The 26,643-nt window shown below is 60.9% G+C and carries 27 protein-coding genes; 3 read left to right on the top strand and 24 right to left on the bottom strand.

What is annotated here, in order from left to right:
* Positions 1 to 146: 146 nt before the first annotated feature.
* From fabG to HKK52_RS29165, 5 genes are all read right to left on the bottom strand, one after another.
* Positions 147 to 890 (bottom strand): 3-oxoacyl-ACP reductase FabG, encoded by a 744-nt coding sequence (gene fabG / locus HKK52_RS29185; RefSeq protein WP_169373617.1) that lies wholly within the window; start codon positions 888 to 890, stop codon positions 147 to 149.
* A 16-nt stretch (positions 891 to 906) separates the two neighbouring features.
* Positions 907 to 1,845, bottom strand: coding sequence for an ACP S-malonyltransferase (gene fabD, locus HKK52_RS29180; protein WP_169373616.1), 939 nt, complete (start codon positions 1,843 to 1,845; stop codon positions 907 to 909).
* Positions 1,846 to 1,970: 125 nt separating this feature from the next.
* The gene (plsX, locus tag HKK52_RS29175) at positions 1,971 to 2,981 is read right to left on the bottom strand and encodes a phosphate acyltransferase PlsX (RefSeq protein ID WP_169373615.1); all 1,011 of its coding nucleotides are present in this window, start codon (positions 2,979 to 2,981) and stop codon (positions 1,971 to 1,973) included.
* A gap of 4 nt (positions 2,982 to 2,985) precedes the next feature.
* Complete coding sequence (gene rpmF / locus HKK52_RS29170) at positions 2,986 to 3,168, bottom strand: 50S ribosomal protein L32 (protein ID WP_008152339.1); 183 nt, start codon at positions 3,166 to 3,168, stop codon at positions 2,986 to 2,988.
* A 13-nt stretch (positions 3,169 to 3,181) separates the two neighbouring features.
* Positions 3,182 to 3,709, bottom strand: coding sequence for a YceD family protein (locus HKK52_RS29165; protein WP_004371317.1), 528 nt, complete (start codon positions 3,707 to 3,709; stop codon positions 3,182 to 3,184).
* 105 nt (positions 3,710 to 3,814) lie between these two features.
* Between HKK52_RS29165 and HKK52_RS29160 the strand changes: the two genes are divergently transcribed.
* Positions 3,815 to 4,393: a Maf family protein gene (locus HKK52_RS29160; RefSeq protein ID WP_169373614.1), complete on the top strand. Its 579-nt coding sequence runs from the start codon at positions 3,815 to 3,817 to the stop codon at positions 4,391 to 4,393.
* A 48-nt stretch (positions 4,394 to 4,441) separates the two neighbouring features.
* Here HKK52_RS29160 and sppA read toward each other — a convergent pair whose 3' ends face one another.
* The 3 genes from sppA to rluC are packed head-to-tail and all read right to left on the bottom strand — an operon-like array spanning position 4,442 to position 7,064.
* A complete protein-coding gene (sppA, locus tag HKK52_RS29155) occupies positions 4,442 to 5,431 on the bottom strand; it encodes a signal peptide peptidase SppA (protein WP_169373613.1) in 990 nt (329 codons plus the stop codon).
* A 24-nt stretch (positions 5,432 to 5,455) separates the two neighbouring features.
* Complete coding sequence (locus HKK52_RS29150) at positions 5,456 to 6,115, bottom strand: HAD-IA family hydrolase (RefSeq protein ID WP_169373612.1); 660 nt, start codon at positions 6,113 to 6,115, stop codon at positions 5,456 to 5,458.
* Complete coding sequence (gene rluC, locus HKK52_RS29145) at positions 6,102 to 7,064, bottom strand: 23S rRNA pseudouridine(955/2504/2580) synthase RluC (protein ID WP_054051763.1); 963 nt, start codon at positions 7,062 to 7,064, stop codon at positions 6,102 to 6,104. Before rluC ends, HKK52_RS29150 begins: the two co-directional genes overlap by 14 nt.
* Before the next feature lie 702 nt (positions 7,065 to 7,766).
* On the opposite strand from rluC, the gene rne reads away from it, so the two are divergent.
* Positions 7,767 to 11,018, top strand: a complete 3,252-nt coding sequence (rne, locus tag HKK52_RS29140; protein WP_169373611.1) for a ribonuclease E — start codon at positions 7,767 to 7,769, stop codon at positions 11,016 to 11,018.
* Between the two features lie 100 nt (positions 11,019 to 11,118).
* On the opposite strand, the gene HKK52_RS29135 is transcribed toward rne, so the two are convergent.
* From HKK52_RS29135 to HKK52_RS29080, 12 genes are all read right to left on the bottom strand, one after another.
* The gene (locus tag HKK52_RS29135) at positions 11,119 to 11,712 is read right to left on the bottom strand and encodes a nucleotidyltransferase family protein (protein WP_169373610.1); all 594 of its coding nucleotides are present in this window, start codon (positions 11,710 to 11,712) and stop codon (positions 11,119 to 11,121) included.
* On the bottom strand, positions 11,709 to 12,692 hold the full coding sequence (locus tag HKK52_RS29130; RefSeq protein WP_169373609.1) for an XdhC family protein: 984 nt from the start codon (positions 12,690 to 12,692) through the stop codon (positions 11,709 to 11,711). The genes HKK52_RS29135 and HKK52_RS29130 overlap by 4 nt, the downstream gene beginning before the upstream one ends.
* Positions 12,692 to 15,016: a xanthine dehydrogenase family protein molybdopterin-binding subunit gene (locus HKK52_RS29125; protein WP_169373608.1), complete on the bottom strand. Its 2,325-nt coding sequence runs from the start codon at positions 15,014 to 15,016 to the stop codon at positions 12,692 to 12,694. Before HKK52_RS29125 ends, HKK52_RS29130 begins: the two co-directional genes overlap by 1 nt.
* Positions 15,013 to 15,483, bottom strand: a complete 471-nt coding sequence (locus HKK52_RS29120; protein ID WP_169373607.1) for a (2Fe-2S)-binding protein — start codon at positions 15,481 to 15,483, stop codon at positions 15,013 to 15,015. The genes HKK52_RS29125 and HKK52_RS29120 overlap by 4 nt, the downstream gene beginning before the upstream one ends.
* A gap of 240 nt (positions 15,484 to 15,723) precedes the next feature.
* On the bottom strand, positions 15,724 to 16,743 hold the full coding sequence (gene murB / locus HKK52_RS29115; RefSeq protein ID WP_169373606.1) for a UDP-N-acetylmuramate dehydrogenase: 1,020 nt from the start codon (positions 16,741 to 16,743) through the stop codon (positions 15,724 to 15,726).
* Complete coding sequence (locus tag HKK52_RS29110) at positions 16,740 to 17,204, bottom strand: low molecular weight protein-tyrosine-phosphatase (RefSeq protein WP_169373605.1); 465 nt, start codon at positions 17,202 to 17,204, stop codon at positions 16,740 to 16,742. Before HKK52_RS29110 ends, murB begins: the two co-directional genes overlap by 4 nt.
* Positions 17,204 to 17,968 (bottom strand): 3-deoxy-manno-octulosonate cytidylyltransferase, encoded by a 765-nt coding sequence (kdsB, locus tag HKK52_RS29105; RefSeq protein ID WP_169373604.1) that lies wholly within the window; start codon positions 17,966 to 17,968, stop codon positions 17,204 to 17,206. Before kdsB ends, HKK52_RS29110 begins: the two co-directional genes overlap by 1 nt.
* Positions 17,965 to 18,150: a Trm112 family protein gene (locus HKK52_RS29100; RefSeq protein WP_007945752.1), complete on the bottom strand. Its 186-nt coding sequence runs from the start codon at positions 18,148 to 18,150 to the stop codon at positions 17,965 to 17,967. Before HKK52_RS29100 ends, kdsB begins: the two co-directional genes overlap by 4 nt.
* 25 nt (positions 18,151 to 18,175) lie before the next feature.
* On the bottom strand, positions 18,176 to 19,186 hold the full coding sequence (gene lpxK / locus HKK52_RS29095; protein ID WP_169373603.1) for a tetraacyldisaccharide 4'-kinase: 1,011 nt from the start codon (positions 19,184 to 19,186) through the stop codon (positions 18,176 to 18,178).
* Positions 19,186 to 19,617, bottom strand: a complete 432-nt coding sequence (locus HKK52_RS29090) for an ExbD/TolR family protein (protein WP_169373602.1) — start codon at positions 19,615 to 19,617, stop codon at positions 19,186 to 19,188. The genes lpxK and HKK52_RS29090 overlap by 1 nt, the downstream gene beginning before the upstream one ends.
* A complete protein-coding gene (locus HKK52_RS29085; RefSeq protein ID WP_169374308.1) occupies positions 19,614 to 20,252 on the bottom strand; it encodes a MotA/TolQ/ExbB proton channel family protein in 639 nt (212 codons plus the stop codon). Before HKK52_RS29085 ends, HKK52_RS29090 begins: the two co-directional genes overlap by 4 nt.
* Positions 20,253 to 20,338: 86 nt before the next feature.
* Complete coding sequence (locus tag HKK52_RS29080) at positions 20,339 to 22,573, bottom strand: DNA internalization-related competence protein ComEC/Rec2 (protein WP_169373601.1); 2,235 nt, start codon at positions 22,571 to 22,573, stop codon at positions 20,339 to 20,341.
* Positions 22,574 to 22,709: 136 nt separating this feature from the next.
* Between HKK52_RS29080 and HKK52_RS29075 the strand changes: the two genes are divergently transcribed.
* A complete protein-coding gene (locus HKK52_RS29075; protein WP_169373600.1) occupies positions 22,710 to 23,225 on the top strand; it encodes a DUF2062 domain-containing protein in 516 nt (171 codons plus the stop codon).
* 71 nt (positions 23,226 to 23,296) lie between these two features.
* Here the strand turns inward: HKK52_RS29075 and HKK52_RS29070 are convergent, their stop codons facing one another.
* The 4 genes from HKK52_RS29070 to HKK52_RS29055 all read right to left on the bottom strand — a co-directional run bounded on the left by HKK52_RS29070 (position 23,297) and on the right by HKK52_RS29055 (position 26,464).
* Positions 23,297 to 24,076 carry an ABC transporter permease gene (locus HKK52_RS29070; RefSeq protein WP_169373599.1) on the bottom strand — a complete coding sequence of 260 codons (780 nt, stop codon included), beginning with the start codon at positions 24,074 to 24,076 and terminating at the stop codon, positions 23,297 to 23,299.
* On the bottom strand, positions 24,073 to 25,005 hold the full coding sequence (locus HKK52_RS29065; RefSeq protein ID WP_169373598.1) for an ABC transporter ATP-binding protein: 933 nt from the start codon (positions 25,003 to 25,005) through the stop codon (positions 24,073 to 24,075). The genes HKK52_RS29070 and HKK52_RS29065 overlap by 4 nt, the downstream gene beginning before the upstream one ends.
* A gap of 132 nt (positions 25,006 to 25,137) precedes the next feature.
* The gene (locus HKK52_RS29060; protein ID WP_169373597.1) at positions 25,138 to 25,761 is read right to left on the bottom strand and encodes a glutathione S-transferase family protein; all 624 of its coding nucleotides are present in this window, start codon (positions 25,759 to 25,761) and stop codon (positions 25,138 to 25,140) included.
* Between the two features lie 43 nt (positions 25,762 to 25,804).
* Entirely contained in the window at positions 25,805 to 26,464 is a 660-nt protein-coding gene (locus HKK52_RS29055) for a transglutaminase-like domain-containing protein (RefSeq protein WP_169373596.1), read from the bottom strand.
* Positions 26,465 to 26,643: the final 179 nt, after the last annotated feature.

Raw genomic sequence — 26,643 nt, 5'->3', positions numbered from 1 at the left:
GGGTAAGTGTATAGAAAGACTTTTCAGTTTTTCAACTGAAAGCTTCACTCCTCAAACCCGACGACCCTCTGCCTATAAATAGATTGCAGCTTTATAACGGATTTTAGACAGCTCGTATGACATTTTTTTGAAGCAATCCGTCACATTTAACTCATGTACATCCCGCCGTTCACCGGGATTGTAGCCCCAGTAACGTAAGCCGCACCGTCGGATGCAAGAAAAGCGACCACAGACGCGATCTCTTGAGCTTGTCCCAGACGGCCCAGCGGAATCTGTGTCGCCAAGGATTCACGCTGCGCTTCAGGCAGTTCGCGGGTCATATCAGTATCGATGAACCCAGGGGCCACCGAGTTTACCGTAATCGAACGCGAACCGACTTCACGCGCCAGTGCGCGGCTGAAACCTTCCAGACCGGCCTTGGCGGCAGCGTAGTTTACTTGGCCTGCGTTGCCCATGGCACCCACAACCGAACCAATACTGATAATTCGTCCCCAACGGGCCTTGGTCATGCCGCGCAAAACCCCCTTGGACAGGCGGAACAGACTGTTCAGGTTGGTATCGATGACGTCGTTCCATTCGTCGTCTTTCATGCGCATCATCAGATTATCGCGGGTGATGCCAGCATTGTTGACCAGAATTGCCGGGGCGCCGAACTGCGCAGTGATGCTTGCCAGCACCGCAGCAACCGATTCGTCGCTGGTGACGTTCAGTTCCAGGCCAGTGCCTTGAATAGCGTTTTCTTTCAGGGTAGCCGCGATGCGCTCGGCACCCGAGGCGGAGGTCGCGGTGCCAATGACGATGGCGCCCTGACGACCCAATTCCAGGGCGATGGCCTGGCCGATACCGCGGCTCGCGCCGGTGACCAGTGCAACTTTACCTTGCAGACTCATGCAAGTTTCTCCTGATTCAGACCAGCGCCGCGCGAGCGGCAGCGAAAGCGTCTGGGGTATTGAGGTTGGATGTCGACACGCCTTCGGCGCAGCGTTTGTTCAGGCCGGCAAGCACCTTGCCCGGGCCACATTCGACCAGTTGGGTCGCGCCCTTGGCCGCCAGTGCCTGGACCGATTCGACCCAGCGCACAGGTTTGTAGAGCTGCTCAAGCAGATCGCGCTTGAGGGTCTCCAGATCGGCCGGCACATGGGCGCTGACGTTTTGCACCACCGGGATCTGTGGGGCCTGCCAGTCAATGGCAGCGATGGACTCGGCAAAGCGCTCGGCCGCCGGACGCATCAGCTCGCAGTGGGATGGCACGCTGACCGGCAACGGCATGGCGCGCTTGGCACCACGGGCCTTGCAGCCTTCGATGGCACGCTCGACTGCCGCCTTGGCACCGGCAATTACCACCTGGCCAGGGGAGTTGAAGTTGACCGCGCTGACCACTTCGCCTTGCGCCGCTTCGGCACAGGCTGCCAGCACATCAGCATCTTCCAGACCGAGGATAGCGGCCATGCCGCCCTGCCCGGCCGGAACGGCTTCCTGCATCAACTGGCCACGACGCTCGACCAGTTTCACCGCGTCGCCCAGGCTCAGGCTGCCCGCCGCCACCAAGGCGCTGTACTCACCCAGGCTGTGACCGGCCACGTAAGCCGGACGCGCGCCGCCTTCCGCCAGCCACAGACGCCACAGGGCGATCGAGGCGGTCAGAATGGCCGGCTGGGTTTTATCGGTTTGATTGAGTTGCTCTTCCGGCCCTTGCTGGGTCAGTGCCCACAGGTCGTAACCCAGAGCATCGGAAGCTTCTTTGAATGTTTCGAGGACCACTGGATGTTGCGCGCCCAACTCGGCCAGCATGCCGAGGGACTGCGAACCCTGTCCTGGAAAGACGAATGCGAGGGAAGCAGACATGTAACAAGCCCCTAATGATCTTGTCGTCGGAGAATTGACGCCCCGCTTGGGGGACGCAAGAAACTGACAGTTGGATGGCCAATTGAACTGAGCGGTCACATTTAAGCATTGTCCGACGAAAACGCCTAAGGCAACAAATCCTCCAGACGACCGTGCAGCCGCTGCGGGAGATTTTCCTGGATCTCGATCAGGGCACGCTGGATCGCACTCTGGAAACCCTGCACACCGGCCGAACCGTGGCTTTTCACCACAATCCCCTGCAAGCCGAGAAAGCTCGCACCGTTGTGCCGCGCCGGAGCCAGATCCGCCTGCAAGCGCTTCATCAGCGGCAGCGCCAAGGCACCGACCATTCGAGAGGCGACGCTTTTCTTGAACAAGGCTTCGATGCGCCCGGCGATCATGGTCGCCAAGCCTTCACTGGACTTGAGCAGGATATTGCCGACAAAACCGTCACACACCACCACGTCCGCCTCGCCACGGTACAAACCGTCACCTTCGACAAATCCGATGTAGTTGATGCCGCGAGCAGCCTGCAACAAAGTCGCCGCCAGCTTGACCTGCTGGTTGCCCTTGATGTCTTCGGTACCGATGTTCAGCAACGCCACCCGCGGGCGAACCACGCCGAGGGTTTCCGCCGCCACCGAGCCCATGATCGCGAACTGCAACAGGTGCTCGGCACTGCAATCGACGTTGGCACCGAGGTCGAGCAACTGGCAGTAGCCCTTCTGGGTCGGAATGGCCGCGATCATCGCCGGCCGATCAATGCCCGGCAAGGTCTTGAGCACAAACCGCGACAACGCCATCAACGCACCCGTATTGCCGGCGCTGACACAGGCCTGGACCTTGCCATCACGCAACAACTCAAGGGCCACGCGCATTGACGAATCAGGCTTGCCGCGCAAGGCCTGGGCAGGCTTTTCGTCCATGGCGATGACTTCGGACGCCGGCGTAATCGACAGGCGCGCGCGATCCACGGCCGATTGACCAGAGAGCAATTCTTCTAAAAGGGAGGGTTGACCGACGAGGGTCAGGTGCAGCGAGGGTGTAGCAGACAGGCAAGCAAGGCTGGCCTGAACAATGCTGCGGGGACCGAAGTCCCCGCCCATTGCGTCAATCGCGATGACTTGAGCAGACAAGTGATTACTCGTCAGCGCCCTTGTCGATCACTTTACGGCCACGGTATACGCCTTCTGGCGATACGTGGTGACGCAGGTGAATTTCACCGGTGGTTTTTTCTACAGACAGAGTGCTTGCCGTCAGGGCGTCGTGGGAACGACGCATGTCACGGGCAGAGCGGGATTTTTTGTTCTGCTGAACAGCCATAATTGATTAACTCCTAAACGTTTGGGTCACGCTTTAACTGCGCCAATACACTGAACGGGTTGGACCGCGTTACCTCGTCCTCGCTCGGTTCGGGCTCATCGAGACCCGCCGGCTGCTGGCATTCTTCCGGATGATGAGCAGGCACAATGGGCAAGGCGAGCAAAAGCTCCTCCTCGATCAGTGACTGCAGATCCAATGGATCTTCGCCCAGTTCCAGCACGTCATAACCTTTCGGCAACGACTGGGTATTCGCACCCTCCTTCACCACAGCATAACTGCATTCGCTATGGATCGGCAGGGTGACCAGCTCAAGACAACGCTGGCAAACCATTTTGACTTCGGTGTCGATAAAACTGTGGATTACCACAGACTTACGTTCATCTCGTTCAAAAACGAATTTAGCCTGCACCGTACCGACAGTGTCGGAAAGCGGGTCGCAGAGTCTCTCCAAATCGGCCAGCAGCAGTTCACCTTGAAGGGTGGTGCCACGATCAGCCAATTTGCGCGGGTCAACGTGAGGTGGAATCGGGTCATTCAACATAGGCGCAGCATTATAGGGATGCACCCAGCCATGTCAAAGGAAATTCAGCCCTGTCCGTCACTTGGAAGCCTCGCTAGAATTCGCCCCTGCCTTTTGGAGATGCGCATGCTGCCTTTATTACTCGCTTCAAGCTCGGTTTATCGCCGGGAATTGCTGGCCCGATTGCAGCTTGAGTTTACCTGCAGCTCGCCGGATATCGATGAAAGCCATCGTCCGGACGAGTCCGCAATTAATCTGGTCAAGCGCCTCGCAGAAGAGAAAGCCCGCGCACTGGCCGCCAGCCACCCTGCTCATCTGATCATCGGCTCCGATCAGGTTGCGGTGCTCGGCGAGCGTATTATCGGCAAACCCCATACTTTCGAAAAGGCCCGCGAACAATTGCTGGCCTCCAGCGGCGCCAGTGTGACCTTCCTGACTGGCCTGGCCCTGCTCAACAGCCAGACCGGCGACTGCCAGGTCGACTGCGTACCCTTCACCGTGCACATGCGCACGCTCGATCCTGCGCGCATTGAACGCTACTTGCGCGCAGAGCAGCCCTACGACTGCGCTGGCAGCTTCAAGGCTGAAGGTTTGGGGGTGAGCCTGTTTCAACGCACCGAAGGTCCTGACGCCACCAGCCTGATCGGCCTGCCGCTGATTCGCTTGATTGATATGTTGCTGGCCGAGGGCGTGCAAATCCCCTGAGCACAAAAAACCGGCCACGAAGGCCGGTTTTTTTATACCGCCGCAAATTCAGCGCAGCGATGGACCGTGAAACCCCATCCACATCGCCAATTGCTCGGCGACGCTGGCACCGAGCTTCTTCGAGAAACGATCAAACGTCGATTCCTGAATGGTGAAGTCCACCAACTCTTTCTCGCCGATCACATCACGGGCGACCGAACTGGCATTGCCCAGGCCATCGATCAAGCCCAGCGGCAGCGCCTGCTCACCCGACCAGACCAGCCCGGAGAACAATTCCGGATGCTCTTTGTCCTTGAGACGATCACCACGCCCTTTCTTCACACTGTTGATGAACTGCTGGTGCGTGGTATCGAGCACGCCCTGCCAGAACTGAGTTTCCTCAGGCTTCTGCGGCTGGAACGGGTCGAGGAACGACTTGTGCTCGCCAGAGGTGTAGGTGCGACGTTCGACGCCGAGCTTCTCCATGGTCCCGACAAAACCGTAGCCGGCTGCCGTCACACCAATGGAACCCACCAGGCTCGCCTTGTCGGCGTAGATCTGATCGGCCGCGCTGGCGATGTAATAAGCGCCGGAAGCGCCCAGATCCGAAATCACCGCATACACCTTGGTGTCAGGATGCAGACCACGCAGACGCTTGATTTCGTCGTACACGTAACCCGACTGCACCGGACTGCCGCCCGGGCTGTTGATGCGCAGGATTACGCCCTTGACCTTGGTGTCTTCAAAGGCTGCACGCAGACTGCCAACGATGTTGTCGGCGCTGGCAGATTCCTTGTCGGCAATCACGCCGTTGACGTCGATCAACGCCGTGTAGTTGGAACTGCGGGTCGCGCTTTTTTCCATGTCCATCAGCGGCGTAAACAACAGCAACGCCGCAAACAGGTACACAAAGGTCAGCAACTTGAAGAAAATCCCCCAGCGGCGTGAGCGGCGCTGTTCCTGCACACTGGCCAGCAAGGTCTTTTCCAGCAGCTTCCAGCTCTTCTCGTCACCGCCATCCGCGTCTGCCTTGGCAGGCGCTTTCCATTCGTCGGTCATGCCATCTACCCCAGCAAAAACGTATTAAACCTGACGGAGCCAGGCGTGCAATTCGGAAAAACGATCAATGGACAGCCGCGGCTCGAATAATTTCAGGGCCTCGATGGACTGGGCGCCGTAACTCACCGCGACCGAATCCATGCCGGCGTTGCGCGCCATTTGCAGGTCAAAGGACGAATCCCCGACCATCAGCGCCTGCTGCGCAGAAACGCCGCAATGGGCAAGGATCTCTTCCAGCATCAGAGGATGAGGCTTGCTGGCAGTTTCATCGGCGGCACGGGTGATGTCGAAATAGTCTTCCCAACCGTGAGCCTTGAGCACCCGATCCAGCCCGCGACGGGCCTTGCCGGTAGCGACCGCCAAGTGATAACCCTCATCGCGAAACGCCGCCATCGACTCAACAACGCCTTCGAACAGCGGCGAGGGCACGGCTTCCGCGGCGATGTAGTGATCGGCATAGTGCTGACGGAACGCTATCAGTTCGTCATCGCCAATTTCCGGGTACAAGGTGCGGATCGCCTCGGGCAAGCCCAGGCCGATGATGCCTTTGACGGCAAAGTCGTCGCACAATTGAAAACCGGAGCGCTCGGACGCGACATGCATCGCCTCGACAATCCGACCAATGGAATCGGCCAGCGTGCCGTCCCAATCAAAAATCAGCAGTTTGTAATCAGAGGGGTGCACTCAGGCGCTCCACGGTCTTGGCCCACATCTCATCCACCGGCGCCTGCAACTTCAGCTCGCCACCATCCGGCAACGGCACGGTCAGCATGTAGGCGTGGAGGAACAGGCGTTTACCGCCCAGGTCGCGAATTTCCTTACTGAAATCGTCATCACCGTACTTGGTGTCGCCGGCAATGCAGTGCCCGGCGTGCAAGGTGTGGACGCGAATCTGGTGGGTCCGGCCGGTGATCGGTTTGGCTTCGATCAGGGTGGCAAAGTCGCCGAAACGACGCAGGACCTTGAACACGGTCACCGACTCCTTGCCCTCCTCCTCGTCGACCTCGACCATGCGTTCGCCGGAGCGCAGATTGCTCTTGCCCAGCGATGCACGAACTTGCTTGATCGACGCTGCCCAGTTACCGCGGACCAACGCCATATAGCGTTTATCAACGCCATCGCCGCGCAATGCGGTGTGCAAGTGGCGCAACATGCTGCGCTTCTTGGCGATCATCAGCAGGCCGGAGGTGTCACGGTCGAGCCGGTGAACCAGCTCCAGTTCCTTGCAATCCGGACGCAACTGACGAAAGGCTTCAATCACGCCGTAGGTCAAGCCACTGCCGCCGTGAACCGCGATGCCGCAAGGCTTGTTGATCACGATCAGCGCCTTGTCCTCGAAGATAATCGAGGCTTCGAGGCGCTGGAGCAGGCCTTGTGCCAGCGGTACCGGCTCGTCGCGCTCAGGCACGCGAACCGGCGGCACGCGCACGATATCGCCCGCCTGCAGCTTGTATTCGGGCTTGATCCGGCCTTTGTTCACTCGCACTTCGCCTTTGCGCAAAATGCGGTAAATCAAGGTCTTGGGCACGCCTTTGAGCCGAGCGAGAAGGAAGTTATCAATACGTTGGCCGGCATATTCCGGCGAGACCTCCAGCAGTTGTACGGCTGGGGTCGAAGGGGCAGTAGTCGTCATGGCGCGGATGATAACAATTTTTTATGGAATTGAAGCACTTAATCATTGCTGCTATAGTCGCGAACGCCGCCAAAAGCGGCCTGGACAGCGGACTAACGGTCAAAAACCGGCCCTGACCAACGCAATTCACCAGGACGCGAGGCCGTCCTACGGGGCTTTCGCTACGTAACGGTGGAGTTTGCAGGTGTAACGAGCGCAGGTGACATGAGGCCTGAATCAAGCCGCAAAGCAGAGTTTTCACTCGCCTTGCTCGCCAATATTCATGGCCAGTTCACAAAGTGCAGTCAGCTGCGAATGACCCCGAGCGAACGCTTCGGAAACAACGCCTAAATTAGCCATGATGCGTGACCTCCCCTTTCGGAGCTCACGGTAAATGCCAACCCGCTGCGGATTCTGCGCGCGGCAGCACCCGAATTATCAGGGATACGTGTAGGGTGGAGATGCACAACCGCTGGACTGTGTAGCAATAGGCTTTATCAAGACGCTTCATCTCGTCCACAGCCGCTGGTTGATTCCTCCTCCTGACTGAGTGCTTAAGTAGCCACAGCAAGCAGGACGCGTACGTCGCGACGCCGACCCACATTGGTCGCCATCGCTAGACACTGGAGTGTCCAACCACACTCCTGACGCACCTGACACCGACCGTGAGAAGTCGTGTGTGCCGAACGCCGTTTCCGGCAGCCCGGAAACCGACGGTACTACATGAAAAGAATGCTGATTAACGCAACTCAACCCGAAGAGTTGCGTGTTGCACTGGTAGATGGCCAACGCCTCTACGACCTGGACATCGAATCCGGTGCACGCGAGCAGAAGAAGGCCAACATCTATAAAGGCCGGATTACTCGCATCGAACCAAGCCTTGAGGCTGCCTTTGTCGATTTCGGCTCCGAGCGCCACGGCTTCCTGCCCCTCAAAGAAATCTCCCGCGAATACTTCAAGAAAGCCCCCGAAGGCCGCGTCAACATCAAGGACGTCCTGACCGAAGGCCAGGAAGTCATCGTTCAGGTCGAAAAAGAAGAACGTGGCAACAAGGGCGCAGCCCTGACCACCTTCATCAGCCTGGCCGGTCGCTACCTCGTTCTGATGCCGAACAACCCGCGTGCCGGCGGTATCTCCCGCCGCATCGAAGGTGAAGAGCGCAACGAACTGCGTGAAGCCCTGAACGGCCTGGTTGCCCCGGCTGACATGGGTCTGATAGTGCGCACTGCCGGCCTTGGCCGCAGCAGCGAAGAAATGCAGTGGGACCTCGACTACCTGCTGCAACTGTGGACCGCTATCAAAGAAGCTTCGCTGGATCGCTCCGCGCCATTCCTGATCTATCAGGAAAGCAACGTGATCATCCGCGCCATCCGCGATTACCTGCGCCAGGACATCGGCGAAGTGCTGATCGACAGCGTTGAAGCCCAGGACGAAGCCCTGACCTTCATCCGCCAGGTGATGCCGCAGTACGCCAGCAAGATCAAGCTGTACGAAGACAGCGTTCCGCTGTTCAACCGTTTCCAGATCGAAAGCCAGATCGAGACCGCTTTCCAGCGCGTCGTCGAACTGCCTTCCGGCGGCTCCATCGTCATCGATCCGACCGAAGCCCTGGTGTCTATCGACATCAACTCGGCGCGCGCCACCAAAGGCAGCGACATCGAAGAAACCGCCCTGCAGACCAACCTTGAAGCCGCCGAAGAAATCGCCCGTCAGTTGCGCTTGCGCGACATCGGCGGCCTGATCGTCATCGACTTCATCGACATGACCCCTGCCAAGAACCAGCGCGCCGTGGAAGAGAAAGTCCGCGAATGCCTGGAAGCCGACCGCGCTCGCGTGCAAGTCGGTCGCATCTCGCGCTTCGGCCTGCTGGAAATGTCCCGTCAGCGCCTGCGTCCATCGCTGGGCGAAAGCAGCGGCATCGTTTGCCCGCGTTGCAACGGCACCGGCATCATCCGTGACGTTGAATCGCTGTCGCTGGCGATCCTGCGCCTGATCGAAGAAGAAGCCCTGAAAGATCGCACCGCCGAAGTTCGCGCCCAAGTGCCGATCCCGGTGGCCGCGTTCCTGCTCAACGAAAAACGCAACTCGATCACCAAGATCGAACTGCGCACCCGTGCCCGCATCGTCATTCTGCCGAACGATCATCTCGAAACGCCGCACTTCGAAGTTCAGCGTCTGCGCGATGACAGCCCGGAAGCCCACATCAACCAGTCCAGCTACGAAATCGCTGCTGCCGCTGCCGAAGTGGAAGAAGTCCAGCCAGCCGCTGCGACCCGCACCCTGGTTCGCCAGGAAGCCGCGGTCAAGACTGCGCCGGCCCGCGCCAACGCTCCGGTCCCGACCGAAGTCGTCGCTGCCGCGCCTGTTGCTGCACCGGTTGCCGTGCCAGAGCCAAGCCTGTTCAAAGGCCTGGTGAAGTCGCTGGTCAGCCTGTTCGCCACCAAGGAAGAGCCTGCTGCTCCGGTTGTGGTTGAAAAACCGGCTACCACCGAGCGTCCGGCCCGTAACGAAGAGCGTCGCAACGGTCGTCAACAGAGCCGCAACCGTAACGGTCGCCGCGATGAAGAACGCAAGCCTCGTGAGGAACGTGCACCGCGTGAAGAACGCGCACCACGTGAGCCACGCGAAGAGCGTCAGCCACGCGAAGCCCGTGAAGAGACCACCGCTCCGGTAGTTGCTCGCGAAGAACGCGCACCACGCGCCCCTCGTGAAGAACGTGCACCGCGCGCTCCACGTGAAGATCGCAAGCCACGTGGCGACCGCGAAGAGCGTCCGGTTCGTGAACTGCGTGAACCACTGGATGCCGCGCCTGCTGCGCCAGCCGCTGCCGCTGCCGTTGCTGCGACCGCTGAAGAGCGTCCGGCCCGTCAGCCACGTGAAGAACGCGCGCCACGCCCACCGCGTGAAGAGCGTCAACCACGTGCCGAGCAGGCTGTTGCTGCTGTCGCCGAAGAAGAGCTGTTGACCAACGAAGAGCAACAGGAAGAAGGTCAGGAAGGCGCCGAAGGCGATCGTCCACGCCGCCGTTCCCGTGGCCAGCGTCGTCGCAGCAACCGTCGCGAGCGTCAACGCGATGCCAACGGCAACGTGATCGAAGGTTCGGAAGAATCCGAGTCCGCCGAAGGTAGCGAAGCCAGCGAAACCAACGAAGCACCAAGCGCTGCCGATCTGGCCGCCGGCCTGGCGGTTACCGCAGCCGTTGCCAGCACCGTGATCAGCGCCCCGGCTGAAGCCCAGGCCAACGAGCAAGCCGAACGCGCCACCGCTGCCGTGCAGGAATCTGCGCCGGTAGAAGCGCCGGTCGTTGAAGCGACTACCCCGGTAGAAGCCACAGCCGCTCCGGAAGTTGAAGTAGCGCCGGTTCGCGAAGCACAGCCTGAAGTCCAGGCTGCCGCCGAGCCTGCTTTCGTTGCCGAACCAGTGGTTGTCGCGGAGCCGGTTGTCGAAACGGTCACCGAAGCCGTTCGCGAAGTGCGTGAAGAGCAAACCGCGTTCAACTGGGTTGCCGAGCCGGTAGCCGCCGAGCCAGTCGTCGAAGCGCCAGCGCCAGTCGCTGAAGCCCCGGTTGCTGAAGCGATGGTTTCCGAGCCAGTGGTTGTCGCCGCCGAGCCTGCTCCGGTCGTCGAAGCCCCTGTTGTAGCCGAAGTGGCTGCACCGGTGGTCGAAGCCGCTCCTGTCAGCGCCCTGACCGAAAATGGCCGTGCGCCGAACGACCCGCGTGAAGTGCGTCGCCGCAAGCGTGAAGCCGAGCGTCTGCAGAAAGAAGCCGAACAGGCTGCCGCTGCTGCTCCGGCCGTTGCCGAGCCGGCACCGGTTGTTGCTGAAGTCGTTGAGGCAGCTCCTGCCCCGGTCGCTGAAGCCGCTGCCGAATCGGTTGAATCCGCCATCGACGAAGCCCCGCGCTCCGTTCAGGACGCGGTACAGCAACACGAACAAGCCCTGGAAAAAGAGCACGAGCCTAAACCCCTCGTCTGATTCCATCGGCCACTAAAAAGCCCCGCCTGGTGATCCAGGCGGGGCTTTTTTTATGCTGATCGCCGATCGTTCCTAAGCTCCGCGTGGGAACGATCAACGATCAATGTGGGTAGATCAACTTCTCAGGCACATCCACATCCCACAACACCCCGGGATCATCCACCGCCACTTCAACCATCCGCGCCTGCGCGAATAATGGCTTGGCGCCGCGATCCCCCGCCAACGTCATCAGGTTCGGACCAAAGCTGCGGCCAAAACCCACTGGATGCCCGAACTCACCCTCGTGCACCGGCACACTAATGCAATTGTCGGCAATCCCCGCCACCACCCGCTCAATACTCGACGGCAGGATAAACGGCATATCCCCCAGCACAATCAGCCAGCCACCGAGCTGCGCACAGGCTGCCACCCCGGCAGCAATGCTGTCGCCCATGCCGGTGGACTCGATCAGTACAATCTCGTAGCCATAGGCCTGGGCCATGCGAATCACTTGTGGGCGATCGGCCGTGGTCACCAGCACGCGGTTCTCAAGATCGGCAGGCAGATTCAACAGCGTCTGCTCGATCACCGAACGCACGGCACCGTCGCGCCCGGTGCAGTCGGCCAGCAATTTGTCTTTTTCGACACCGGCAACCTGTCGAAACCGACTGCCCTGCCCCGCTGCCAGCACGATGACACCGATGGGCTCGCTCATACGTCCTCCCGCAACGGCTTCTTCTGCTTAAGTTCGACGCCGTTCTTGATCGCTACAATTTCGGCCAGCAGCGACAAGGCGATTTCCGCCGGGGTATGGCTGCCGATGTGCAGGCCGATCGGGCCGTGCAGCCGCTCGATGGCCTGTTCTGACAAGCCTAGCTGAGCCAGGTTGTCCCGACGTTTCAGGCTGTTGACCCGCGACCCCAACGCCCCCACGTAGAACGCCTTGGAATCTAGCGCTGTGAGCAGCGCCATGTCGTCCAGCCGTGGATCGTGGGTCAGGGCAACAATCGCGGTGCGTTCATCGGTCTGGATGGTCAGCACGGCTTCGTCGGGCATTCCCGGTACGAAGCGGCCGTGCTGTTCTTCCCAGCCGTAGACGAACTCGGTGCGCGGATCGCAGATCAGTACTTCGAAATCCAGTAGCCGGGCCATTTCCGCGACATAGCGCGACAGTTGCCCGGCGCCGATCAGCAACAAACGCCAGCGTGGGCCGTAAATCGCGCGCAAGGTGCTGCCGTCAAAACTCAGCACATCGGTCTTGTTTGCCGATTGCAACACCACTTTACCGGTCGCCAGGTCCAGCGACCGCGCGACAATTTCATGGGCTTCGCAACGGGCCAGCAACTCGGCGACCCATGCCGGATCGTCGACGCGTTCCTCGGTCAGACGCAACGTGCCGCCGCAGGGCAAACCAAACCGCGCCGCCTCCTCACGGGTGACGCCATAGGTGATCAACTGCACGGGCGGCCCGTCGGCCGGGATGCGGCCGTCATGCAGCCGCGCGATCAGATCATCCTCGACACAACCGCCCGACACCGAGCCGATCACCACGCCGTCTTCACGCAAAGCGAGCATGGCGCCAGGCGCCCGGGGCGCCGTGCCCCAGGTCTGGACCACGCTGTACAACACCACTCGCTGACCGGCGCGGCGCCATTCGAGCACGCTGCGCAGGACGTTCAGATCGACGCTGTCCATCAGGCGTCAGCCTTCTGCCAACCCTGCAGCTGATAACGAACCGGCAGGTTGCGGATGCGTTTGCCGGTGGCGGCAAAGATCGCGTTGCACAGCGCCGGCGCAATCGGTGGCACGCCCGGTTCACCGACCCCGCCCAACGGCACTTCGCCCGGTGGCGTGACCAGATGCACGGCGACTTCCTTCGGCGCCAGGGACATGCGCGCCACTTCGTACATGTGGAAATTGTCCTGCTGGACCTTGCCGTCCTTGAAGCTGATTTCGCCGAGTACCGCGTTGCCCAGGCCCATGACGCAGGCGCCTTCGAACTGCGAGCGAATCCGCTCGGGGTTGATCTGCGGACCGCAATCCACGGCGATGTCTGCCTTGTGCACGATCAAGGTGCCGTCGTCTTTGACTTCAACTTCAATCACCGCCGCGACATAGGTGACGAAGCTGTAATGCACCGCCAACCCCAGGCCTCGGCCCTTGGGCAGCGTGCGTCCCCAACCGGCAGCCTTGGCGGCGGTTTCCAGCACCGTGCGCATGCGGGCGGTGTCGATCGGATAACGCTCGGGGGATTCGCCGTAGTTCCACTCTTCACTCAAGGTGCGCGGATCGATCTGACGGTCCGGGCCGAGCAATTTGATCTGGTACTTCAGCGGATCTTGCTTGGCCTTGTGGGCCAATTCGTCGACGAAGGTTTGAATCGCGAAGCCGTGGGGGATGTTCGACACCGAGCGATACCAGCCGACCCGGGTGTGCACCGCCGCTTCCGGGTTTTCCAGGCGCACGTTGGGAATCGCGTACGCCATGTTGGTGAAGCCCATGCCCAACTCGAACGCCGCCTCGTGATTCATGCCCGGCGCGAACAGCGCGGTGATGCTCGGCGCCACGGTGCGGTGCAACCAGCCTGACGGCATGCCGTCCTTATCGAGGCTGGCCTTCAGGTATTCGGCGGATACGGTGTGGAAATAGGAACAATGGATGTCGTCTTCACGGGTCCATTGCACCCGCACCGCTTTGCCGGGGAATTCCTTGGCCAGGATCGCTGCTTCAATGACGAAGTCCGGTTTGGATTTACGCCCGAACCCACCACCGAGCAAGGTGACGTTAAAGGTGACGTTATCGAACGGCAGGCCGAGGCGTTCGCCGATCCGCTCGCGGGTGACTTGTGGCGCCTGGCTTGGGGCCCAGGCTTCGCATACCCCGTCCTTGAAACGGGCGATGGCGACCATCGGTTCCATCGGCGCCTGCGCCAGGTGCGGCAAATAGTAGGACGCTTCGAGGGTGCTGTTGCCTGCGCTGGCCAAGGCCTTGTCGATGTCGCCGGTATTGCGCACCACTTTGCCCGGTTTGAGCGAAGCGGCTTCCAGTTCCTTGCGATAGGCGATCGAGTCGTAACTGGCATTGGGGCCGTCGTCCCACTCGATCTTCAGCGCTTCGCGACCCTTGATCGCAGCCCAGGTATTGCTCGCCACCACGGCCACGCCGCCCAATGGCTGGAACTCCGACGGCAGCGGACGACTTTCGATCTGCAACACCTTGATCACACCGGGGACCTTCAGCGCCGCACTGTCATCCACGGACTTGACCTTGCCGCCATACACCGCAGGACGGGCGATGGTCGCGTAGAGCATGCCGTCGAAATGCACATCGGCGCCGTAGATGGCGCGACCGTTGACGATGTCGGCACCGTCGATGGCGCGCACGCCTTCTTTGCCGATGTAGCGAAATTCCGACGGCTGCTTGAGTCGCAGGCTGTCACGGGCCGGCACCGCCAGCGCACCGGCCGCGGCGGCCAACTCGCCGTAACCGAGTTCGCGTTTAGTGGGTTGGTGAATGACCTTGTGCAGTTGTGCGTGGCATTCGCCGACCGGGACTTTCCATTGGTCGGCGGCGGCCTGTTCCAGCATGGTCCGCGCGGCAGCACCGCAGCGACGCATTGGTTCGAACCAGTGGCGCATGCTGCGCGAGCCGTCGGTGTCCTGGTTGCCGAAGCGCACCTCGTCACCCGGCGCCTGTTGCACCTTGACCAGTGCCCAATCGGCGTCCAGCTCGTCGGCCACCACCATGCTCAGGCTGGTGCGCACGCCCTGGCCCATTTCCGAACGGTTGCAGACCACGGTTACCGTGCCATCGGCGGCGATGCTGACGTAGACCTTCGGATCATCGATCCAGCCGTTGGGCATGCCGTCAGCGCCGAATTTCTTCGGTTTGTCTTCGGCAAACGCATCCTGCCAGCCCCAACTGGCGGCGAGTACCAAGGCACTGGTGGCGCCAACGCCTTTGAGAAAGCCGCGACGGCTGAGGTTGCTCAGGGCGAAATCATTCGGGAGCTGGCTCATGCCTTGGCCTCCTTCAGATGAGTGGACGCCTGACGGATGGCGGTCTTGATCCGGTTGTAGGTGCCGCAGCGGCAAATATTGCCGACCATCGCTTCTTCGATTTGCTCGTCGCTCGGGTTGGGATTGGTCTTGAGCAATGCCGTGGCGGACATGATCTGCCCGCCCTGGCAGAAACCGCACTGGGCCACGGCCGTGTCGAGCCAGGCTTGCTGGACGATTTGCCCGACCGGATCGGCGTGCAGGTTGTCGATAGTGCTGACGTTCTGGCCAACCACCGAGCCAATCGGCGTGATGCAACTGCGCGCCGGCAAACCGTCGATATGGATGGTGCAGGCACCGCACAGGCCCATTCCGCAGCCGAATTTGGTGCCGTTGTAACCGGCGACATCGCGGATAGCCCAAAGCAGCGGCATATCCTCGGTCACATCGAGTGGATGGTCTTGGCCATTAAGTTTCAGGGTAATCATGGGCACGCCCGCATAGGTCAGGGTTATGGGGTCGAGCAATCTGCCGCCGGGGGTTGGCGGGGGGTCACGCAGATCGGCTCAGGCTAATGGGCTCTCTTACGCAGACGACAGCGTCTGCATCGGGCCTTTGGTGGAGCAAATGCTTGCATCGTTAGGGGGCTAAGTTAACCCAGCATTAACAAAAAAGCCCTGCACATTTGAAGTGTGCAGGGCTTCGAAGTCGATCCTGAAAGCGTAGCCTCAATAGCGATTGGGCTCCATTTCCAGCTCAACGCTGAAGCGTTGCGAAATGTCTGCCTGGATCCGTTGCGCCAGCGCCAGCAGTTGCAGACCGGTCGCGCCGCCGTAGTTGACCAGCACCAGCGCCTGCAATTTATGCACACCAGCATCCGCGTCACGGAAACCTTTCCAGCCGGCCTTCTCGATCAGCCAGCCCGCCGCCAGTTTCATCTGCCCGTCCGGTTGCGCATAGGCCACCAGGTCCGGGTATTCAAGCTTGAGCCGGGTCACCAGCGCCGCTGGCACCAACGGATTCTTGAAGAAACTGCCGGCATTGCCGAGCACAGCCGGGTCCGGGAGTTTTTCGCTGCGGATGCTGCAAATTGCCTGGCTGACATCGGTCGGCGTCGGCTGATCGATGCCCTGCTCGGTCAGGCGCTGACGCACCGGACCGTATTCCAGATGCAAATGCGCGGTGCGGTTCAGGGTGAACCGGACCCGCAGGATCAACCAACGTCCCGGCTGCTGTTTGAACAGGCTGTCGCGGTAGGCGAAGTTGCATTCTTCCAGCGTGAAGTCGCGCAGTTCGCCGGTCTGACGATCCAGCGCGGTGAGGCCGGCGAACACGTCCTTGATCTCGACGCCGTAAGCGCCGATGTTCTGCATCGGTGCCGCGCCGACAGTGCCGGGGATCAGGCTGAGGTTTTCCAGCCCCGACAAGCCCTGGGCCAAGGTGTGTTGCACAAACGGATGCCAAGGCTCGCCGGCCTCGGCTTCGATCACCACCTGGCTGCCGTCATCGTTGAGTACGCGAATGCCACGGGTGGCCATGCGCAACACCAAGGCCTGGATATCGGCGGTCAGCAGCAAGTTGCTGCCGCCGCCAATCACCAACAACGGCACGTCATGCGCCACGGCATAGGCCAGCGCTTCACGCACTTCGGCATCGCTGTGGGCTTCGGCAAATAGCTGAGCCCGGACATCCACGCCAAAACTGTTGAACGGTTTGAGCGAAACCTGGGGTTGGACCTGCAAACTCATAAGCGTCCCTTCAGCTCGATCACCAGCAGATCACTGGCGCGCTCGATCAAATCCAATACTTGCTCGAAGCCTTGGTCGCCGTCGTAGTACGGGTCCGGCACTTCGTCGATTTCAGAGGCATAGCGACGCAGGAATAGATCCAGCTCAGCCTTGCCCTTGGCCGGTTGCAGGGCCTTGAGGTTGCGCAGATTGCTGTTGTCCATCGCCAGGATCAGGTCGTAAGTGGCGAAATCCGCACGACTGACTTGCTGCGCACGCTGGGCTGAAAGGTCATAACCACGCAACTTGGCCGCAGCCTGGCTGCGTTTGTCCGGGGCCTTGCCGACGTGCCAGTCGCCAGTGCCGGCGGAAGCCACTTCGATTTGCCCGGCCAGCCCGGCCTCACGCAGTTTGTGCCGCAGCACGCCTTCGGCCGTGGGCGAACGGCAAATATTGCCCAGGCAGACGAACAGAACCCGCATCAGGCCTCCAGCAGGCGACGAACGCGCTCAAGGTCTTCGACGGTGTCGACACCGTGGGGCGGTGCGATCAGCGCGTCGGCGACGTGAATCCGCACGCCGTGCCACAGGGCGCGCAGTTGTTCCAGTGATTCGGTGTTTTCCAGCCAGCACGGGCCCCAACTGACGAAGTCATGCAGGAAACCGGCGCGGTAGGCATAGATGCCGATGTGGCGGCGATACGGCACGCCTTCCGGCAACTGATCGCGGCTCTTGGCCAATGCGTCCCGAGCCCACGGCAAGGTGGCACGACTGAAGGTCAGCGCCAGGCCATTGAGGTCGCTGACGACTTTGACCACGTTGGGATTGAACAGGCTTTCCACGTCTTCGATCGGCTCGGCCAGGGTGGCCATGCGCGCTTCGGTGTGGGCCGCGAGGTTGGCGGCGACCTGATCGATCACGCTTGGCGGGATCAGCGGTTCGTCGCCCTGAACGTTGACCACGATGGCGTCGGGCACCAGGCCCAGTTTCGTCGCAACTTCGGCCAGACGGTCAGTGCCAGAGTTGTGGTCTTCGCGGGTCAGCACCACTTCGGCGCCAAACCCCTTGCAGGCCTCGACGATGCGCGCATCGTCCGTGGCAACCACCACGCGCTCGGCGCTGCTTTTGCTCGCCTGTTCCCAGACGTGCTGGATCATCGGCTTGCCGGCGATCAGCAGCAGCGGTTTGCCCGGCAAACGGGTGGAGGCGTAACGCGAGGGAATGACAACGGTAAAGGCTGTGGTCATTTATCCAGGCGCTCGTCGGTGGTCAGGGTGCGGGCTTCGGTTTCGAGCATCACCGGGATGCCATCGCGAATCGGGTACGCCAGGCCGGCGCCCTTGCTGATCAGCTCGGTCTTGTCGGCGCTGAGCTTGAGCGGGCCTTTGCAGACCGGGCAAGCGAGGATGTCGAGCAATTTGGTGTCCATGAACATTCCCTGGATAAAAACGGTTTTAAGGCAAAAGACGAGCCGGCAACAGGCGCATCAGCTGCGTATCGAACCAGGCCACGAAGGCCGGCGATGGTGCAGCATCGACCGCCAGGTACCACCAATCGGCGGCGGCAAAGGCACGGCACTTCACCGCATCCTTTTCGGTCATCACCAACGGCAATGACGGTGTGAAATTCAAGGCCTGCACGCTGTACTCGGCGTGGTCGGCAAAGGCATGGGGTATTGGCTGCCAGTGTAGCGTTTCGAGGGTGTTGAAGAAACGCTGGGGATTGCCGATCCCGGCCACGGCGTGCAGTGCCTGGCCTTGTGGGAAGTGATCCAGTGGCTTGCGTTCGCCGGTTTTCAGATTGATCAGCGCCGTGGGTTGCAGCTGGAAGGCAAAACCGTCGTCGCGATCGGTGGCGGCGCCGTTGTAGAGGACGGCGTCGACGCTTTGCAGACGCTCGATCGGTTCGCGCAATGGGCCAGCGGGCAGGCAGCGCTTATTGCCCAGGCCCCGGGCGGCGTCGATCAGCACCAGTTCCAGGTCGCGGGCCAACCGATAATGCTGCATGCCGTCGTCGGACAGGATCAGGTCAAGCGGTTCGCTGGCGAACAAGGCTTTGACGGCGCTGCTGCGATCCGGGTCGATCATCAACGGCACGCCGGTACGTTGGACGATCAACAGTGGCTCGTCGCCGGCGATGTCGGCGCCTTGATCGGCCTCGACCCGCCACGGCAATTGCGGCGGTTTGGCGCCGTAACCACGGCTGACCACACCAACGCGCAAACCCTGGCGCTGGCAATGCTCGATCATCCACAGAATCAGCGGCGTCTTGCCCGTACCGCCCACCGTGATGTTGCCGACCACAATCAGCGGCACTGGTGGCTGGTAAATCTCACCCTCGCCCGCCAGGAAACGCTGGCGCTTGCCAACGACCACGCGCCGATACAGCCATTCCAGCGGCTGCAACAGCTTCAGGGCGGGATGACCGGCGTACCACGCGGCGAGCAAACGATCGGACATGGCCATCAGGGAGCGGGCGGCGCCGCCTCGACCGTGGTCATGCGCAGGTGGCTGAAACCGAGCTTGCCGGCCGCGTCCATGGCGGTGATGACGGACTGATGCTGGGTCTTGCCGTCGGCGCTGATGGACAGCGGCAAGTTGGTGTCGCCGTTGGATTCTTTCTGCAAGGCATCCATCAGGCTGGCCAGGTCATTCTTCGGCAACAACTGATTGTTGACCGAAAACACGCCCTCGGCGCTGATGGCGACATCCAGTTGCTTGACCTGCTGGTCTTCAGCCGGCGAGCCGCTGACCGCTTCCGGCAGTTCGACGCGCAACTGGGTTTCCCGGGTAAAAGTGGTGGTCACCACGAAAAACAGCAGCAGGACAAACACCACGTCGATCAGCGACACGAGATTGATGTCTATGTTTTCCCGTTGCTTGCGGCGGAATTTCACGCTTTTTTGCCCTCGGACAGGTCCACGTCACGGTCGCCCTGTACCACCTCAACCAGCTTGATAGCTTCCTGCTCCATCCCCACCACCAGTTCATCGATCCGGCGTTGCAGGAAGCGGTGGAAGAATACCGACGGGATACCGACGATCAGGCCCGAAGCCGTGGTGATCAAGGCTTTGGAAATACCGCCGGCCAACACTGCGGCGTTGGTGGTCATGCCCGTGCCCATGAACGAGCTGAAGATATCGATCATGCCCAGCACCGTCCCGAGCAACCCGAGCAACGGGGCCATGGCGGCGATGGTGCCCAGCGCATTGATGTAGCGCTCCAGCTCGTGGATAACCCGGGCGGCGGCTTCTTCGATGCACTCTTTCATGATCTCGCGACCATGCTTGGAGTTGGCCAGGCCGGCGGCGAGGATTTCGCCCAACGGCGAGTCGGCGCGCAGTTCCTTGAGCTTTTCTTTATTGAGTTGTTTGTCTTTGATCCAGACCCAGACCTGCCCGAGCAAATGCTCCGGGGTCACACGGCTGGCGCGCAGGGTCCACAGGCGTTCGGCAACGATTGCCATGGCTACGATGGAACTCAGAATGATCGGCAGCATCATCCAGCCGCCGGATTTGACCAATTCCCACACAGTGACAGTCCCCTCGAAAAAGTGCGCCACTCTAACATAGGGGGTCGGCGCACCGAAGACCGGGATGTCGCATCCCGTCTGGCAGGTCATTTGTCCGCCGCCGGCGCATCGCGCCAGAAGCGCCGTTGTTGACGCATCGTCCGCGGTGGCTCGAAGCTTCCCAGCAGTAGACGGACGGCACCGTGCTCGGCGCTGTCGTAGATGCGCAGGCCACGCTTGCGATAACGCGCCATCACCGTGGGATGGGGGTGGCCGAAGGAATTGCCGTGGCCGCGGGAGATCAGCACGGCTTTGGGTTGCAACGCGGTGAGCAGCAGCATGGATGAGGAACTGCGGCTGCCGTGGTGCGGCGCTGTCAACCAATCGGTGGGCTGCGCCAAAGGGCTGTCCAGCAGTGCGCGTTCGGCGTGTATGTCGATATCGCCGGTCAGCAGCAAGCGTTCGCCGTTGGCTTCGATCTGCAGGACACAGGACTTTTGATTGCTTTCGCTGGCCGAGGACCATTGCCAGAGCTGGAACGTCACGCCATCCCAGCCCCATTGCCGACCGCTCTCGCAGCCTTCGGCGTGTAATTCGACGGGCAGCGCCAGCGGATCGCCGCTGATCACTCGCGCCACCGGCAACCCCTCATTGATTGCACGAGCCCCGCCAGCATGGTCGGCGTCGGCGTGACTGATCAGCATCAGGTCGAGGCCGTTTATGCCCAGTTTGCGTAATGACGGCAGGACCACTCGCTCGCCAAGATCGAAATCACCGAAGCGCGGGCCGGCGTCATACAGCAGCGTGTGTTGGCGAGTGCGCACCAGGATCGCCAAGCCCTGGCCGACGTCCAGTTGCCAGATCTCGGCCAGGCCTTCGGGCACTTCGTCGCGCGGCGGGAAGACCAGCAGCAACAGCATTGGCCAACCTAATGGGCGCAACGGCACGCCTCGCGGCATCAATAATAGACAGGCGCCCAATACGCCGATGGCTCCGACCCACAATGGCACCGCCACCGGCACCCACGCGGGGAACGGATTCGCCATCAGCGCCAGCCCCTTGAACAGCAAGTCGATCAGACCGCCCGCCAGCCACAGCAACCCTTCCCCTACGTAAGGCACCGGCAACAGCACTGTCCCGACCAAGGCTGGAGGCAATACCAGCAGACTGATCCACGGTACCGCCAGCAGATTGACCAGCGGCCCGCTGACACTGACCGGCAACCCCAACATCAGCAGCAGCGGGCCTAGACCGATAGCGATCAGCCATTGGGCGCGGGTCCAGGTTTGCCACCAGCGCCACGGACCCAGTCGACCGCCGAAGGTGAAAATCAGCACCGCTACAGCAGCAAAGGACAACCAGAAACCCGGTTGCAGACTCGCCAGCGGGTCCAGCAGCAACACGCCATCAAACGCCAGCAACAGCGGCCACCACGCCCCCAGATGACGAAAGCGCAGGCGCCACAACAGCACCAGGGCGATCATCACGCAGGCCCGCCGCACCGGCACTTCGAAACCGGCCAGCAGCCCATAACCGAGGGCTGCCGCGAACGCCAGGCCACATGCCCACGGCAGCCAGGGCCAACGTCTCGGCCACAGGCCATAACGGGCCAGCCCGGCGATCAGCAGGTACACCGAGCCTGCCAGCAAACCGATGTGCTGCCCGGAAATCACCAACAGGTGCACGGTGCCGGTGTCTTGCAACACCTGCCAGTCGTCGCGGCTCAACCCGGCGCCATCGCCCAGCACCAACGCCGCCAATGCCCCGGCTCGCCCTTGGGCATCGACACTGAGCAAACGCTGGCGGATGCCGTCGCGCCAGGCCCAGCGGGCGGGTGAAAGGCGCCGGCCATCCTTCACCGTGCCGGTGGCGCCGATGCCCTGGGCCAGCAGCCAGGCGTCGTAATCGAAGGCATGGGGATTGATCAGCCCGGTCGGGCGCTTCAACTTCACCGCCAGGCGCCAGCGCTCGCCGCTGTTGACCGGCGGTCCGCCGTACCAGGCCAGGCGCATCAGCGACGGCACCGCCCCGTGTCGCGAACGCGCATCCGTCAATTCGAAACGCACCACTGTCTCGTTGTTTTGCGGCAAACCGCTGACCCGGCCTTCCACCCAGCGGGTTTCGCCGTCCAGGCCTGCCGATAGCCGATCATCCAGTGCCGACTGCGCACTCCCGCCGGCCCAACTGAAGCCGAACAGGAAAAACGCCAGCGGATAAGTGCGAAACGGCAGCAGCATCAAACCCACCACCGGCAGCAACAGCCATAACCAGACCGGCGGTAATGCCGGTAAAAAACGCAGCGCCAACAACCCGAGCGCCAGCGCTACCATCCCTGTGCGCATAAGCCCGTCCTTGAGAGTCCCCTTCCAAGGCATAGTCGAGGCGGCGCACGGGCGCGGTTATCAATTGTCACAAAGTCTGAATGGGCGGCTAATAGAATCCAGACATACTTGCCGCCTGAACCGACCGAGAAGCCTTATGCCCCGGCGCTTATTCAAACGCTACATGCCAGACCCGACCAGCATCAGGGAACACAAATCCTTACGCTTTCTCGGCACCCTGCTGCATGACCCCAACCTCTGGCACCTCAATCGTCATTCGGTGGCTCGGGCGATGGCCGTCGGGCTGTTCGCGGCGTTCCTGCCGATTCCGCTGCAAATGCTCCTTGCCGCCATCCTCGCGATCATGGTCCGCGGCAATATGCCGATTGCGGTGAGCCTGGTCTGGCTGACCAACCCGATCACCATGCCTGCCGTTTTCTTCTGTACGTATCAGACCGGGGCCTGGTTGATGGACGTGCCCGCTCGTCATCTGCCGGACGAGTTGACCTGGGAGTGGATCAGCGGCGAACTCTCGACGTTGTGGCAGCCGTTTTTGCTTGGTTCGGTGGTGACGGGGTTGGTGCTTGGGGCGCTGGCGTATTGCCTGACCATGATGTATTGGCGTTGGTGGGTCGGACGGCAATGGAAGCGGCGCAGGAAAAACCGGATGTAGGAATGCAAAACGGCCTCCGCTTGGGAGGCCGTTTTTTTATGCGGTGTCTGGGCTGGCGCCTCGGTCCTGGATCAGGTCCGCATCCCGCGCCCACTCACCAGCAACCGCGCACAACCGATGTACAAGGCCACGGTCGCCACCAGCATGAAGGTGATCGCCACGCTGATCTTGATGTCCGACACGCCAAGGATGCCGTAGCGGAACGCGTTGACCATGTGCAACACCGGGTTGGCCAGGGACACGGTCTGCCAGAACGGCGGCAGCAAGGTGATCGAGTAGAACACCCCGCCCAGGTACGTCAGCGGTGTCAGCACGAAGGTCGGGATGATCGAGATGTCATCGAAGTTGCGCGCAAACACCGCGTTGATGAAGCCCAGCAGCGAGAAGATCGTCGCCGTCAGTACCACCACCAGGATGGTCACGCCCAAGTGATGCACCTGCAAATCGGTGAAGAACAGCGACAGGATGGTCACGATGATCCCGACCATCAACCCGCGCAGCACGCCGCCCAGGGTGTAGCCGATCAGGATCGTGTGCGGCGACACCGGCGACACCATCAATTCCTCGATGGAACGCTGGAACTTGCTGCCGAAGAAACTCGACACCACGTTGCCGTACGAGTTGGTGATCACCGACATCATGATCAGCCCCGGCACGATGTACTCCATATAAGTGAAGCCGCCCATGCCGCCAATCTGCTTGCCGATCAGGTTACCGAAGATCACGAAGTACAGGACCATGGTGATGGCCGGCGGCAGCAGGGTCTGCGGCCAGATCCGAGTGAAGCGCCTTACCTCACGGTAAACGATGGTATTGAGGGCAACGAGGTTAGGTTGCAGCTCGGAACTCATACCGCCACCTTCGACAGATTTTTCTCCACCAGGGACACGAACAACTCCTCGAGGCGATTGGTTTTGTTACGCAGGCTCAGCACTTCGATGTTCTGCTGCGCCAACTGGGTGAACAGCGCGGTGATGCCCATGGCCTTGTCCACCTGTACTTCCAGGGTGTGGCTGTCGAGCAGCTTCGTCGGATAACCGAGCAACTGCGGGACCACGCCCAGGGTGTTCTTGATGTCGAGCAGGAAGGTTTCCACATGCAGTTGGCTGAGCAACTGCTTCATGCTGGTGTTTTCGACGATGGTGCCGTGGTCGATGATCCCGATGTTGCGGCACAACTGCTCAGCCTCTTCCAGGTAATGGGTGGTGAGGATGATGGTGATGCCTTTCTGGTTCAGCTCGGTGAGGAAGGTCCACATCGAGCGACGCAACTCGATGTCCACCCCCGCCGTCGGTTCGTCGAGGATCAGCAGACGCGGTTCGTGAACCAGGGCGCGGGCGATCATCAGGCGCCGCTTCATACCGCCGGACAACGAGCGCGACGGCACATCGCGTTTGTCCCACAGGCCCAGTTGCGTCAGGTATTGCTCGGCGCGTTCCTTGGCGATTTTCGGCGGGATGCCGTAGTAACCGGCCTGGGTCACAACGATGTCGAAAGTCTTTTCGAACTGGTTGAAGTTGAATTCCTGCGGCACCACGCCGATGGAGCGCTTGAGCTGCGCAGGATTCTTGTCCAGGTCGTGACCGAAGATATTCACCGTGCCCGTGGTCTTGTTCACCAGGGTCGAGAGAATGCCGATGGTCGTGGATTTGCCGGCGCCGTTAGGGCCGAGCAAGGCGAAAAAGTCACCTTCGGCGACGTCCAGATCGATACCACTCAAGGCCTGGAAACCGTTGCCGTAGGTTTTGGTTAGCTGCCGGATGGACAGAGCGGAACTCATATCGGGATACGCACCAAGAAGGAAGGAAAGGAATAAATAAGGGCGGGCGGTGATCAATACAACCACGGCGCATGGACGCAATGGTGCTTGTCACCGCCACACAAGTACAGTCAAGTGTGTCGATAGTGAGTATTAAGTCAACGCGGTCATGACGGCTTTCTGATACGCCGGGCGCTGCTTCAGTCGCGCATACCAGGCTTCCAAATGCGGCTGCGGCGCGCGCTCGATCGGCATCTCGAACCAGGCATAAATGAAGCTGCCAAGGGGAATATCGCCCATGCCGATTTCATCGCCGGACAGATATGGCTTGGCAGCCAGCGCCTGATCGGCCATCGCTAGCAAATCGTTGCATTCCTGGATCGCGGCGTTGATGGCAGACCAGTCTTGCTGCTCTTTCGGCGTGCGCAACACGCCCCAGAACACAGTGCGGAATGGGCCGGCGAAGCTCGAAGTGGTCCAGTCCATCCATTTGTCGGCGGATGCCCGCGCCTGAAGATCTTGCGGATACCAGTGTGTTTCGTTGGCATGTCGCGCCATCAGGTAACGCACGATGGCGTTGGATTCCCACAGCACAAAACCATCGTCCTGGATCACCGGAACGCGACCATTGGGATTCATCGCGCGGTACTCCGGCGTGTCCACCACACCGAAGGCGCCACCGGCATCGATGGCTTCATAGGCCAGGCCAAGTTCCTCGGCGGCCCACAGTGGTTTCCTGACATTCGACGAGTTTTTCCGACCCCAGATCTTCAGCATGACCGCCTCTTTATGGATGAATGCGCAGGCAGCATACGCCGGATCAGGCGCGACTCAAATCACTCTGCATGTCCCCCAACAGCACCGGCAATTGTTCGCCGAACAGGTGCGGGTAGCACTTTTCCAGGTGTTCGAAAAAGAACGCTTCGGGCACATCAGGGAACTGGCCGTGGTCCACCAGGTATTCCATCAATTGCTCGCCGTCGCGGTTGAAGGGATGGAACACGCTGTCGTTGACGCCATCGAATTCCAGCGGCGCGACATTGAACAATTCGCACAAGCCTTGATTGAACGCCGGCGTGGCTTTGACCCAGCGTTCGTTCAGGTACAGCTCGGTATAACCGTGCATGGCGAACACATCGCTCTTGAGCAGTTCGAGCAGGCGCGGGGTCGACAGGTGATTGCGAACGTCCGCCAGGCCGATGCGTGCCGGGATCCCGCAATGCCGGGCGCACCCGGCCAGCAACGTGGCCTTGGGCACGCAATAACTTTCGCCGGTCGCCAATGCGTAACTGCCACGCAAGGTGTCTGGGTCGCGGCTGAAGGTGTAAGGGTTATAGCGCACGGCCTCGCGCACCGCGTAATAGAGATTGATCGCCTGCTCGCGCGGATCGCGACTGACACCGCGATGTTTTTCCGCGAACTCCACCACCGCAGGGTGGTCACTATCGATGAAGCGGCCGGGACGCAGATACTCGTGCATGAGGACGATCTCCTGGGGGAGCCTCGAGTCTAACGGCACCTTCAGCACAGAGATAACGACGATTCGGCCAAACATGGGCGCTTTGCCGCTTACCCTGCGAACGATTTCCGAGGCCGGTTGCCAACAGGTCTTACAAAACCCATCCAAGGTTTCCCACGATTTCAATCACATTGCTCTGA

This window comes from Pseudomonas sp. ADAK2, from assembly GCF_012935755.1.
Lineage (GTDB): Bacteria > Pseudomonadota > Gammaproteobacteria > Pseudomonadales > Pseudomonadaceae > Aquipseudomonas.
This window is presented reverse-complemented; position numbering and strand designations above follow the sequence as displayed.

Bases quoted from the DNA above. Each gene is read 5' to 3' on its own strand.
- kdsB (WP_169373604.1), bottom strand. From the start codon at position 17,968: ATGACCACAGCCTTTACCGTTGTCATTCCCTCGCGTTACGCCTCCACC.
- HKK52_RS29125 (WP_169373608.1), bottom strand. From the start codon at position 15,016: ATGAGCCAGCTCCCGAATGATTTCGCCCTGAGCAACCTCAGCCGTCGC.
- HKK52_RS29100 (WP_007945752.1), bottom strand. From the start codon at position 18,150: ATGGACACCAAATTGCTCGACATCCTCGCTTGCCCGGTCTGCAAAGGC.
- HKK52_RS29130 (WP_169373609.1), bottom strand. From the start codon at position 12,692: ATGGACAGCGTCGATCTGAACGTCCTGCGCAGCGTGCTCGAATGGCGC.
- fabD (WP_169373616.1), bottom strand. From the start codon at position 1,845: ATGTCTGCTTCCCTCGCATTCGTCTTTCCAGGACAGGGTTCGCAGTCC.
- HKK52_RS29160 (WP_169373614.1), top strand. From the start codon at position 3,815: ATGCTGCCTTTATTACTCGCTTCAAGCTCGGTTTATCGCCGGGAATTG.
- HKK52_RS29120 (WP_169373607.1), bottom strand. From the start codon at position 15,483: ATGATTACCCTGAAACTTAATGGCCAAGACCATCCACTCGATGTGACC.
- rpmF (WP_008152339.1), bottom strand. From the start codon at position 3,168: ATGGCTGTTCAGCAGAACAAAAAATCCCGCTCTGCCCGTGACATGCGT.
- HKK52_RS29075 (WP_169373600.1), top strand. From the start codon at position 22,710: ATGCCCCGGCGCTTATTCAAACGCTACATGCCAGACCCGACCAGCATC.
- sppA (WP_169373613.1), bottom strand. From the start codon at position 5,431: ATGACCGACGAATGGAAAGCGCCTGCCAAGGCAGACGCGGATGGCGGT.
- rluC (WP_054051763.1), bottom strand. From the start codon at position 7,064: ATGACGACTACTGCCCCTTCGACCCCAGCCGTACAACTGCTGGAGGTC.
- HKK52_RS29070 (WP_169373599.1), bottom strand. From the start codon at position 24,076: ATGAGTTCCGAGCTGCAACCTAACCTCGTTGCCCTCAATACCATCGTT.
- HKK52_RS29060 (WP_169373597.1), bottom strand. From the start codon at position 25,761: ATGCTGAAGATCTGGGGTCGGAAAAACTCGTCGAATGTCAGGAAACCA.
- HKK52_RS29080 (WP_169373601.1), bottom strand. From the start codon at position 22,573: ATGCGCACAGGGATGGTAGCGCTGGCGCTCGGGTTGTTGGCGCTGCGT.
- fabG (WP_169373617.1), bottom strand. From the start codon at position 890: ATGAGTCTGCAAGGTAAAGTTGCACTGGTCACCGGCGCGAGCCGCGGT.
- HKK52_RS29065 (WP_169373598.1), bottom strand. From the start codon at position 25,005: ATGAGTTCCGCTCTGTCCATCCGGCAGCTAACCAAAACCTACGGCAAC.
- HKK52_RS29110 (WP_169373605.1), bottom strand. From the start codon at position 17,204: ATGCGGGTTCTGTTCGTCTGCCTGGGCAATATTTGCCGTTCGCCCACG.
- HKK52_RS29165 (WP_004371317.1), bottom strand. From the start codon at position 3,709: ATGTTGAATGACCCGATTCCACCTCACGTTGACCCGCGCAAATTGGCT.
- lpxK (WP_169373603.1), bottom strand. From the start codon at position 19,186: ATGGCCATGTCCGATCGTTTGCTCGCCGCGTGGTACGCCGGTCATCCC.
- rne (WP_169373611.1), top strand. From the start codon at position 7,767: ATGAAAAGAATGCTGATTAACGCAACTCAACCCGAAGAGTTGCGTGTT.
- HKK52_RS29135 (WP_169373610.1), bottom strand. From the start codon at position 11,712: ATGAGCGAGCCCATCGGTGTCATCGTGCTGGCAGCGGGGCAGGGCAGT.
- murB (WP_169373606.1), bottom strand. From the start codon at position 16,743: ATGAGTTTGCAGGTCCAACCCCAGGTTTCGCTCAAACCGTTCAACAGT.
- HKK52_RS29055 (WP_169373596.1), bottom strand. From the start codon at position 26,464: ATGCACGAGTATCTGCGTCCCGGCCGCTTCATCGATAGTGACCACCCT.